Consider the following 11,203-nt stretch of genomic DNA (forward strand, 5'->3'; position numbering starts at 1 on the left):
TTTTTCTCGACGCCAATTCCTTCGTTTGCCGAGCAAGGCCGGATCGTCGACTTCGTCCGTTCGAGGACCGCGCGGATCGATGCGCTGGTGGCGAAGAAGGGGCGGCTGATCGAGCTGCTCGAGGAGAAGCGCGCCGCCCTCATCACCCGCGCCGTCACCAAGGGGCTCGATCCGAAAGTCCCCATGAAGGACTCCGGCGTCGAGTGGCTGGGGGAGATTCCGGCGCATTGGGAAACTGCAAAGACGTGGCGTATCTGCAAGGCGATCAGCGGAGGCACGCCCGCCAAGGAGGAGCGAGGGTACTGGGGCGGGGACATCCCTTGGGTCTCGCCGAAGGACATGAAGCGCCGTTTCATCCAGTCCTCCGGAGACACCGTCACCGAGCGAGCAGTCGTGGAAACGGGACTGAAGCTAATCGCACCCCCCATCGTGCTGATCGTGGTGCGGGGCATGATTCTCGCGCACACGTTTCCGGTCGCGATCACGACCGCTCCGGTGACAGTGAACCAGGACATGAAGGCGCTGGAGTTGCGGAGAGATCTCGAATCGACGTTCACTGCCTGGCTATTGGACGGCCTCGGGAGAGCAATCTTGGGAGTCGTTGTCGAGGAGGCGGCGCACGGCACACGAGTCATTCGCATGGACCAGTGGCGCTCGCTGACACTGCCGCTGCCGCCGACTGCCGATCAGCGCGCGATCGCCGATTTCGTCGACTGCGAGACCGCGCGGATCGACGCGCTCGTCGCCAGGGTCCGCGAGGCGATCGAGCGGCTGAAGGAGCTGCGCACGGCGCTCATTTCCGCCGCGGTGACGGGCAGGATCGACGTGCGAGACTCGTCCGCATGAACCGGGTGGCGGTGAAGCCCGAGCTGTTGCGATGGGCGTGGGAGCGGTCCGGTCGGGGCACGGAACTCGCGGACAGGTTCCCGAAGCTCGGAGCGTGGGAACGGGGAGAGCTGCAGCCGACGCTGAAGCAGCTGGAGCAGTTTGCCAAGGCCACGTATACGCCGGTCGGCTACCTCTTCCTGCGCGAGCCGCCCGTAGAGCGTGTGCCGATCCCGGACTTCCGTACCATCGCGGGTACGTCGACCGCTCGGCCGAGCGCGGATCTGCTCGACACGATCTACCTCTGCCAGCAGCGCCAGGAGTGGTACCGCGACTTCGCGCGGACGATGGGAGAGGCGCCGTCTGCCCTCGTCGGCTCGGCGCGGGTCGCGGACGACGTCGTGGCGACCGCGTCGGCCATGAGACGCGCCCTCGGCTTCGATCTGGACGAGCGGCGCCAGCTTCCCACCTGGACCGAGGCGCTGCGCCGATTCACCGAGCAGGCGGACGGCGCCGGCATTCTCGTCATGGTCAGCGGCGTCGTGGGTAGCAACAACCGGCGCAAGCTCGATCCCGATGAGTTTCGCGGCTTCGCGCTGGCAGACGCCCTCGCGCCGCTCGTCTTCGTAAACGGCGCGGATACCAAGGCGGCGCAGATGTTCACGCTGGCGCACGAGCTGGCGCACCTTTGGCTCGGCCAGACGGCGGTCTCCGACGCGCAGGCATCCGAGGTTCCGCGACACGACGTCGAGAGCTGGTGCAACCGGGTTGCCGCCGAACGCCTGGTGCCGCTCGCGTCGGTGCGCGCGACCTACGACCGGAGCGCGGCACTCGAAGCCGAGGTAGACCGACTGGCCCGGCGCTTCAAAGTGAGCACGCTCGTGACCCTGCGACGGATCCACGACGCTGGGGGGCTGAGCCGCCAGCAGTTCTGGGATGCCTACCGCGACGAGCTCGAACGCCTGCGCGCACTGCCGAAGACGAGCGGCGGCGACTTCTATCTCACGCTCGGCGCACGCGCCGGAAAAACGTTCGCCACGGCACTCGTAGTCAGCACGCTCGAAGGCCGGACTTCCTTCACCGAGGCGTTTCGGCTGCTTGGCTTCAAGAAGATGGCGACGTTCCGCGAGCTGGGGGAGAGCCTCGGGGTGGCCTTCTGATGGCCTACTTGCTCGACGCCGATGTGTTCATCCGGGCCAAGAATCTGCACTACGGCCTCGATTTCTGTCCGGCGTTCTGGGATTGGCTGATCGCGCAGAACGCTGCAGGCCATGTCTTCAGCATCGAGAGGGTGGGCGACGAAGTTCAGGCCATCGACGACGAGCTGTCGGATTGGGCACGTGAGCGCGGGGAGCGATTCTTCCTCGAGCCGGAGCCCGCAGTTCTTCCGGCGCTCGCCGATGTGAGCGCCTGGGCGAGCGGGCAGCGCTACGAACCAGCGGCGATCAGCACGTTCCTTCCGGTGGCGGACTACTACCTCGTGGCTCATGCACTCGCGAGCGGGCACACCGTAGTGACGCATGAAGTGCCGTCGGCCTTGGTGCGCAAGATCAAGATCCCGGATGCCTGCATCGGGCTCTCGATCAAGTGCATGACGCCGAACGAGATGCTCCGACGTGAGCGCGCGCGGTTCGTGCTCGGCAGCGGGAGTGGACCATGAGCACGAGATCTTCGAGCGTTCCTCGGATTCAGCAAGAAAGGAACTGACGCGGATCGCGGCCTTGTTTAGACTTGACCCGTGAACGCTGAATAGCAGGCCTCGCTATTCAGCTCACGTGAGCAGCAGGGGGGCTCGGCCCGGATGAAGCGTGGCGAGACCGGAAGGTACGAGGTGACGAGCGCCGGCGGCGAGACGGTGCGCGCCTTCGTCCCCGCGCCTTTGCCACCCGCCCCGCCGCTCGACTTCGCGGGGGATCTGCAAGCCGGGATGGAGGCGGCCGTCCTTGCGCTCGGCCGGCTGGACGGGGTGTCCACGCTCCTGCCCGACAAGTCGCTGTTCCTCTACGCGTACGTTCGCAAGGAGGCGGTGCTCTCGTCGCAGATCGAGGGGACGCAGTCGTCGCTCTCGGATCTCCTGCTCTTCGAGCTCGAGGAGGCCCCCGGCGTACCGCTCGACGACGTGGTCGAGGTCTCGAACTACGTCGCGGCGCTGGAGCACGGCCTCACGCGGCTGCGCGAGGGCTTCCCGCTCTCGGGCCGGCTGATCCGCGAGATCCACGGCGTTCTGCTCTCGCGCGGCCGCGGCAGCGGCAAGGACCCCGGCGAGTTCCGCCGCTCGCAGAACTGGATCGGCGGCAGCCGGCCGGGCAAAGCCGTTTTCGTCCCGCCGCCACACACGCTCGTGCCCGAGTGCATGACAGCGCTCGAGAGGTTCCTGCACGCGGAGGGCGATGGACTGCCGGTGCTGGTGCGCGCCGCGCTCGCGCACGTTCAGTTCGAGACGATCCACCCGTTTCTCGACGGCAACGGCCGGGTCGGCCGGCTCCTCATCACGTTCCTGCTCTGCCAAGCCGGCGTTCTGAGCGAGCCGCTGCTCTACCTGAGCCTCTACCTGAAGCAGAACCGCGCGCGCTACTACGAGCTGCTCGATCGCGTGCGTCGCGAGGGCGACTGGGAGGAGTGGCTCGCTTTCTTCCTCGCCGGCGTGCGCCAGACGGCGGAGGGCGCGGCCTCGACCGCCGCGCGGCTGGCCGAGATGTTCGGAGCGGACCGCTCGCGGATCGAGCCGTCGGGGCGCCGCGCTGGCTCGGCTCTGCGCGTGCACGAGGCGATGAAGGCGCGCCCCATCACGTCGGTGGCGGAGATCTGCCGGGCGACCGGGTTGTCCTTCCCTGCGGCGTCCTCGTCGATCGAGTTGCTCGTGCAGCTCGGCATTGCACGAGAGCTGACCGGCAAGCGCCGGAATCGCCTCTTCGTCTACGACCGCTATCTCGCCATCCTGAGCGAGGGTACGGAGCGCCCATGAGCCCCGAGATCTCCGAGCGCTCCTTCGAAGACGCGATCGAGTGCGGCTTGCTCCAGCACGGCCCGGATGCCTGCGCGGGTGACGCGGACGGGGTTCGCGAGACACCGCCGCCGTACGGCGACACGCCGCCGGGCGGATACCGCAAGCGGGGGCCCGAGAACTACGACCGTGCGCTCTGCCTGCTGCCGCGCGACGTGCTCGACTTCGTGCTCGCCACGCAGCCGAAGGAGTGGCAGAAGCTCGCGCAGCACCACGGGGCGGCGGTTCGCGAGCAGTTCCTGCGGCGCGTGTCCGCAGAGATCGAGCGTCGCGGAGCGCTCGACGTGCTGCGCAATGGCGTCAAGGACTCCGGCTGCAAGTTCCGGCTCGCGTACTTCCGGCCGGCGAGCGGGCTGAACGAAGAGACGCGGCGTCTGCACGCGGCGAACCTGTTCGCCGCGGTGCGGCAGCTGCACTACAGCGCGAAGAGCGAGAAGAGCCTCGACCTGGTGCTGTTCCTGAACGGCATTCCGATCTTCACCTCCGAGCTCAAGAACCCGCTGAGCGGCCAGGACGTCGAGGACGCGATCCGCCAGTACAAGACCGATCGCGACCCGCGCGAGCCGCTGCTCGGGTACGGCCGCTGCCTCGCGCACTTCGCGGTCGACCCCGACCTGGTCTACGTGACGACCCAGCTCGCAGGGGCGAAGACCCGCTTCCTGCCCTTCAACCAGGGGAAGTACGGCGGCGCGGGCAATCCGCCGGTGTCGCCCACGCGCAAGGGCTACGCCACCGCGTACCTCTGGGAGGAGGCGTGGGCGCGCGACAGCGTGCTCGACCTGGTGCGGCAGTTCATCCACGAGGTCGAGGAAGAGGACGAGAAGGGGCGCAAGACCGGCAAGCGCTTCCTGATCTTTCCCCGCTACCAGCAGCTCGACTGCGTGCGCCGGCTCGTCAGCGACGCGCGCTCGCGCGGCGCGGGGCAGCGCTATCTGATTCAGCACTCGGCGGGAAGCGGGAAGAGCTTCACCATCGCCTGGCTCGCGCACCAGCTCGCGACGCTCCACGACGCGAGCGATCGGCGCGTCTTCGACTCGATCGTCGTCATCACCGACCGCCGCGTCCTCGACCGCCAGCTCCAGTCTACGATGCGCCAGTTCGAGCAGACGCTCGGCGTGGTCGAGAACGTCGACACGACCTCGCGCCAGTTGAAGGACGCGCTCGAGGCCGGCAAGACGATCATCGTCACCACGCTTCAGAAGTTCCCCGTCATCGCGAAGCAGATCGGCGAGCTGCCCGGCAAGCGCTTCGCGCTGATCGTCGATGAAGCGCATTCCTCGCAGTCGGGCGAGAGCACGAAGAGCCTGAAGGCCGTCTTGTCGTCAGGGTCGCTCGAAGAGGCGGAGGCCGAGGAGTCCGGCGCGGCGACGCCCGAGGAGGAGCTCGAGAGCGCGATCCTGGCCGAGGTCGAGGCGCGCGGGCGGCTCGCGAACCTGTCCACGTTCGCATTCACGGCGACGCCCAAGCCCAAGACGCTCGAGCTCTTCGGCACGCGGCTCGCGGACGGCAAGTTCGCCCCGTTCCATCTGTACAGCATGCGCCAGGCGATCGAGGAGGGGTTCATCCTCGACGTACTCGCGAACTACAGCACCTACAAAGCGTACTGGCGCCTGCTCAAGAAGGTCGAAGACGATCCGCGCTACGACAAGAAGAAGGCCGAGTACCTGCTGAAGTCGTTCGTGGAGCTGCACCCGCACGCGATCGGTGAGAAGGTGCGAATCTGCGTGGAGCACTTCGCCGCGCAGGCGCAGGCCGCGATCGGCGGCAAGGCGAAGGCGATGATCGTGACGCGCTCGCGTCTGCACGCGGTCCGGTACAAGCGCGCGCTCGACGCATACCTGGCGGAGCGCGGCCATCCGTTCAAGGCGCTGGTGGCGTTCTCGGGGACGGTTCAGGACGGCGGGCAGTCGTACACCGAGTCGAACATGAACGGCTTCCCGGAGGCGCAGACCGCGAAGGCCTTCGAGCGCCCGGAGTACCGCTTCCTGGTCGTCGCCAACAAGTTCCAGACCGGCTTCGATCAGCCGCTGCTGCACAGCATGTACGTCGACAAGAAGCTCGGCGGCGTGAACGCGGTGCAGACGCTCTCGCGCCTGAACCGCACGCACCCCGAGAAGAAGGGCACGATGGTGCTCGACTTCGCCAACGAATCGGACGAGATCAAGGCCGCCTTCGAGCCGTATTACGAAGCCACGCTGCTCTCGGAGGCGACCGACCCGAATCTGCTCTACGAAGTTCAGTCGCAGCTCGGCGCCTTCCCCGTCTACACCGCGGCCGACGTGGAGACCTTCGCCAAGCTCTACTTCGATCCCAAGGCGACACAGGACCGGCTGTACGCGGCGCTCGCGCCCGTAGTCGCGCGGTACCAAGAGTGCGCAGACGCGGAGCGCCAGGACTTCCGCGGCCAGCTCACCGACTACCTCCGACTCTACGCGTTCCTCGCCCAGGTGCTGACCTTCGCCGACACCGACCTGGAGAAGCTCTACGTCTTCGCGCGCCACCTGCGGCGACTGCTGCCCTCGGACCGCGCCGAGCTCCCGGTCGAGGTGCAGCAGAACATCAACATGGAGTCGTATCGCATCCAGCAGACCGGAAGCGGCAAGATCGCTCTGGAGCGGAAGCCCGGGGTCCTCGACCCGGTCGGCAGCAAAGGCGCGTACCGCGCGGCTCCGGAGGAGCTCGAGTCGCTGTCGCGGATCATCGAGGAGCTGAACCAGCGCTTCGGCCTGAACCTTGGTCCTGAGCACCGCGTGACGCTCGAGCAGATGATGGGCAAGCTCGACGACGACGCGGCGCTCGACGCCGCCGCGCGCGTCAACACGCGCGAGAACGTGCGGCTCACCTTCGACCAGAAGGTCGAGCACGTGATCCAGGAGATCGTCGATTCGAATTTCGACCTGTACCGGCGCATCACCGATGACCGCGCGTTCGGCGAGGCGATCAAGAACTTCCTCTTCGACCAGTATCTGCGCGCGCACCGGAACGCCGAGGAGCTGATCCAGCGCGGCGAGTCGAAGACGCTGGAGTTCAAGTCGACGCTGCGCTGGAGCCTGAAGGAGGACCGGCAGGACGACAGAGGGGTGACCCATGCCGTGCTCAAGACGGTGGCCGCGTTTCTGAACACCGAGGGGGGAGACCTGCTGATCGGAGTGGCGGATGACGCCTCGATCGTGGGCATCGAGCGCGACCAGCTCGAGAGCGACGACAAGTTCATGCGGCACCTCTTGCAGATGGTGCGCAATGGGCTCGGCGACCGGGCCGGCACGCGCGTCGACCCGAAGACCCAGGTCGTGCAGGGCAAGACCGTCTGTGTGGTGAGCTGTCAGCGGAGCCCGGAGCCGGTGTTCCTCAGGTGGAAGGGAATCGAGGCAGCGCCTGAAGGGGACTTCTTCGTGAGGAACGGCCCGGGCACCGTGAAGCTGGCCCCCGACAGCGCCCGAGAATACATCCGCACGCGCTTCGCGAAGCCCGCGCCCTCGAAACCTTCGGAGCCAACCGCATGAGCCGGCGCCCGCTCCGTGCGCCGATCGATCGGATCCTGCCCGCGATCGTGCCCGTGCTCTTCGAGCGCGGAATACCGGGCTATGCGACGGAGCGCCTCAATGCGGGTGAGCTGCGCATCGCGCCAGCGCCGCTGCGGTCACTCTTCATCGCCGCCGCAATCATCGGCACGCTCAATGTCGCGGCAGAGCGCGGTTTCGATTGGAAGCGGGTCAGGGAGATCCTGACCAGGTCGATTCACACGGTCGACGGCGTCTCTCCCCTCGAGGAGCAGAACGCCGTCGATCTGGTCCAACGGTTTCACACCTACCGCTTCATTCGCGAGACGCACCCGTTCGACGACTGGATCTGCGAGGCTCTGTGGTCGGCCTTCCAGACTGCCCAGTACGAGTACCCGTCGGCGATGTCTGCCGCCATCTCCTACAGCCTGACGGTTGTGAAGACGCTCCAACATTCCACCCTGGAATACTGAGGTGATCGAGCCGTGCTGAACGTCCCCGCCGTGCAGACCGTGATCCTCGAAGCGCGGAGCTGCGCGATGGCCATGCAGGAGAGCGGCACGTACATCCGCAGCGAGCTCCCGAACGTGCGCATGGCCGCCGACCTCGTCGCTCAGGCCAAGTCGCTGTGCGACGACCTGATCGGCACGAGCTTCGACGTGATTCCCGAGCTCCTGGAGCTCGACGATCTTCTCGCCTACGGCGGCTCAGAAGAAGACATCGAATCCGCGATCGAGCTCTTCATGCGTTGGCTCTCGGACGACATCCGGAAGATGGGTGAGCTTGTGATGAAGCTGCGAGCCGCAGCCGAGCACGACCCGGAATGCGAGGGCTCGTACATCCTGGTCGCCGAATGCGCCCTGAACGTCCTCGAGCCGTTCAATCGCGCCCGAGCCGCCGCGGACTCGATCCGCCGGACCTAGACGATCCGGCTCTCGTGCCCGCCCCAGTACTTCTCGCGGAGCTTGCGCTTGGCCATCTTGCCGGTCTCCGTGCGGGGGACTTCGGCTGCGAAGTCGATCGTGCGCGGGCACTTGTAGTGGGCGATGTGGTCGCGGCAGAAGGCGATCAGCTCGCGCTCGAGGTCGGGGCCGGGAGTGACCCCGGCGGCGGGCACGACGACGGCCTTCACCTCTTCGCCGAGGTCCTCGTTGGGCACGCCGATCACGGCGACGTCCTGCACCTTGGGGTGCATCACCAGGTGGCTCTCGGTCTCCTGCGGGTAGATGTTCACGCCGCCCGAGATGATCATGTTGGACTGCCGGTCGGTGAGGAACAGGTAGCCGTCCTCGTCCTTGTAGCCGATGTCGCCGATCGTGAAGAGGTTGCCGCGGTAGGTGGACGCGGTCTTCTCGGCGTCCTTGTGGTACGCGAAGCGCGCGGCGACGTCGGGCGGCGCCTCGAAGTAGATCGCGCCCTCCTTTCCCGGCGTGGTGATCTCGTTTCCGTCCTCGTCCAGGATGTGAACCACGCCGCCGGCCCAGTGCCGGCCGACGGAGCCCTTCTTCTGCAGCCACTCCTGCGCGCGGATCAGCGTGCCGCCGCCCTCGGTGCCGGCGTAGTACTCGACGATCGCGTCGCCCCACCAGGAGATCATCTGCTCCTTCAGCGGGATCGGGCAGGGCGCGGCGGCGTGCACCGCCACACGCAGGCTCGACACGTCGTACTTGCTCCGGGTCGGCTCGGGAAGCGAGGTGAGCCTGCGGAAGTGGGTCGGCACCCACTGCGACGCGGTGATCTTCTGCGTCTCGATCAGCCGCAGCGCCTCTTCGGGATCGAAGCGGCGCATGATCACCGCCGTCGCGCCGATGCGCTGCATCGCGGCGGTGAAGCCGATCGGCGCGGCGTGGTAGAGCGGCGCTGGCGTGAGGTAGCGGTCGCTCTCGGTGATGCCGAAGAACGAGACCAGCCCGACCACGCCGGCGAGCACCGAGGGATCGCCCGCGGGAACGCGCGGCAGCGGCCGGCGCACGCCCTTCGGCTTTCCGGTCGTGCCGGAGGAGTAGAGCATCACCGAGCCCTCGAGCTCCTCGCCGAGCGGGGCGTCCTCGGGCACGTCGGCGAGCAGGTCCTCGAGCGCGAGGAAGCCCTCGATCTCGCCGCCGATCGAGACGCGCGCCCGGAGCTTCGGCGCGCGCGCGGCGACGCGCGTGGCGATCTCGCCGAAGCGCGCGTGCGCGATCAAGAGCTTCGCGTCGCTGTTGTCGACGATGTACTGGATCTCGTCCTCCTGCAGGTGCCAGTTCACCGGCGTGAAGTAGAGCCCGGTGCGGTGGCAGGCCCAGTAGATGTCGAAGAACAGGTCGTCGTTGGCCAGGTACACCGCGACGTTGTCGCCGAACTCGAGCCCGAGCTGGCGCAGCACGTGGCCGATCCGGCGCGAGCGCGCCTCGAGCTGGCCGTAGCTCTCGACGTGCTCGGCGTGGCCGTAGATCAGCGCGGTCTTGTCCGGGTTCTTCCGGGCAAAGGTGGCGACGGTGGTCATGACGTTCGAGTCTCCCTCGCCGCGGCTACGCGGGCTCGCGGCATTCTACCCGAGCGGCCGCTACCCTCGCGCGAATGCCGGAAGCCGCGCGCGATCTGCTCGCGTTCATCGACGCCTCGCCCACGCCGTACCACGCGGTCGCGGAGGCGACGCGGCGGCTGCGCGCCGCGGGCTACGCGGAGTGCGCGGAGCAGGAGCTCTGGAGCCTCGCGCCGGGCGACCGGCGCTTCGTCGTGCGCCACGGCGGAAGCCTGGTGGCGTTCGCGATCGGAAGCGAGTCGCCGGTCGATGCCGGCTTCCGCATCGTCGGCGCGCACACGGACTCGCCGAACCTGCGGCTCAAGCCGTGCTCGGACACATGCGCGCAGGGCTATCGCCAGCTCGCGGTCGAGCCCTACGGGGGACTGCTTCTCCACACCTGGCTCGACCGCGATCTCTCGATCGCCGGCCGCGTGACGCTCCGCGACGGCGGGGCGCTGCTCACGGTCCTGCTCGACTTCGACCGCCCGCTCGCGCGCGTGCCGAGCCTGGCGATCCACCTGAACCGCGACTTGAAAGAGAAGGGCCTGCAGCTGAACGCTCAGACCCATTCGCTTCCGCTCGTGGGTCTGGAGGACGCGCCGGCGCTGGCACCGCTGCTCGCGACCGAGCTCCGCGCGCAGGCCGTCGCCGACGTGGCGCCCGACGCGATCCTGGCCTTCGATCTGATGCTCTACGACGCGCAGCCCGCAGCGATCATTGGCGCGGACGGCGCGCTGCTGGTCGCGCCGCGGCTCGACAACCTGGCCTCGTGTCACGCGGCGGTGTCGGCGCTCGTCCACGACGGCGCACGCATGGACCTGGGCCGCGCGACGCGCGCGATCGTGCTCTACGACCACGAGGAGGTCGGCAGCGAGAGCGTGGAGGGCGCGGGCGGGAATCTGCTGGTCGAGACGCTGGAGCGGATCGTCGCGGCGTTCAAGGGCGGGGCCGCGCAGGGGCTCGCGCGCGCGCGCGCCCGCTCGCGGGTCGTCTCGGCCGACATGGCGCACGCCGTGCACCCGAACTTCGCCGACAAGCACGAGCCCGGGCACAAGCCCGTGCTCGGGCGCGGGCCGGTGATCAAGTCGAACGTGAACCAGTCCTACGCGACCGACGCCGTGACGGCCGCCGAGTTCGCCGAGCTCTGCGCCGGCGCCGGCGTCGTGCCGCAGCGCTTCAGCTCGCGAAACGACCAGCCGTGCGGCTCGACGATCGGGCCGATCACCGCTTCGCGCACGGGAATTCCGACCGTCGACGTCGGAAATCCCATGCTCTCGATGCACTCGTGCCGCGAGCTGGCCGGGACGGCCGACGTGGCGCCGATGATCCGCGTGCTCCAGGCGTTCTTCGCCGGGGCCAGCTAGAGGA

The 11,203-nt window shown here is 67.9% G+C and carries 8 protein-coding genes and 1 pseudogene; 8 read left to right on the forward strand and 1 reads right to left on the reverse strand.

Features of this window, described 5'->3' with window-relative positions; all coding sequences use genetic code 11:
• The 7 genes and pseudogenes from FJ108_10500 to FJ108_10530 form a co-directional block, all read left to right on the forward strand.
• Nucleotides 1-846 (forward strand): restriction endonuclease subunit S (locus tag FJ108_10500; GenBank protein ID MBM4336326.1); only part of this gene is annotated, 846 nt, incomplete at its 5' end.
• A complete protein-coding gene (locus FJ108_10505) occupies nt 843-1,985 on the forward strand; it encodes an ImmA/IrrE family metallo-endopeptidase (GenBank protein MBM4336327.1) in 1,143 nt (380 codons plus the stop codon). The genes FJ108_10500 and FJ108_10505, both read left to right, overlap by 4 nt.
• Nucleotides 1,985-2,485 (forward strand): DUF4411 family protein, encoded by a 501-nt coding sequence (locus FJ108_10510; protein MBM4336328.1) that lies wholly within the window; start codon nt 1,985-1,987, stop codon nt 2,483-2,485. Before FJ108_10505 ends, FJ108_10510 begins: the two co-directional genes overlap by 1 nt.
• A gap of 141 nt (nt 2,486-2,626) precedes the next feature.
• Nucleotides 2,627-3,790 carry a Fic family protein gene (locus FJ108_10515; protein ID MBM4336329.1) on the forward strand — a complete coding sequence of 388 codons (1,164 nt, stop codon included), beginning with the start codon at nt 2,627-2,629 and terminating at the stop codon, nt 3,788-3,790.
• Nucleotides 3,787-6,798: pseudogene (locus FJ108_10520) on the forward strand (type I restriction endonuclease subunit R). Before FJ108_10515 ends, FJ108_10520 begins: the two are co-directional and overlap by 4 nt.
• A 530-nt stretch (nt 6,799-7,328) precedes the next feature.
• Nucleotides 7,329-7,802 (forward strand): hypothetical protein, encoded by a 474-nt coding sequence (locus FJ108_10525; GenBank protein MBM4336330.1) that lies wholly within the window; start codon nt 7,329-7,331, stop codon nt 7,800-7,802.
• Between the two features lie 12 nt (nt 7,803-7,814).
• Nucleotides 7,815-8,252 carry a hypothetical protein gene (locus FJ108_10530; GenBank protein MBM4336331.1) on the forward strand — a complete coding sequence of 146 codons (438 nt, stop codon included), beginning with the start codon at nt 7,815-7,817 and terminating at the stop codon, nt 8,250-8,252.
• Here the strand turns inward: FJ108_10530 and FJ108_10535 are convergent.
• A complete protein-coding gene (locus FJ108_10535; protein MBM4336332.1) occupies nt 8,249-9,814 on the reverse strand; it encodes an acyl-CoA synthetase in 1,566 nt (521 codons plus the stop codon). The two genes, FJ108_10530 and FJ108_10535, sit on opposite strands and share 4 nt — an antisense overlap.
• 74 nt (nt 9,815-9,888) lie before the next feature.
• Here FJ108_10535 and FJ108_10540 point away from each other — a divergent pair, with 74 nt between their 5' ends.
• Complete coding sequence (locus tag FJ108_10540) at nt 9,889-11,199, forward strand: M18 family aminopeptidase (GenBank protein MBM4336333.1); 1,311 nt, start codon at nt 9,889-9,891, stop codon at nt 11,197-11,199.
• Nucleotides 11,200-11,203 lie beyond the last annotated feature (4 nt).

The organism is Deltaproteobacteria bacterium, assembly GCA_016875225.1.
GTDB lineage: Bacteria > Myxococcota_A > UBA9160 > SZUA-336 > SZUA-336 > VGRW01.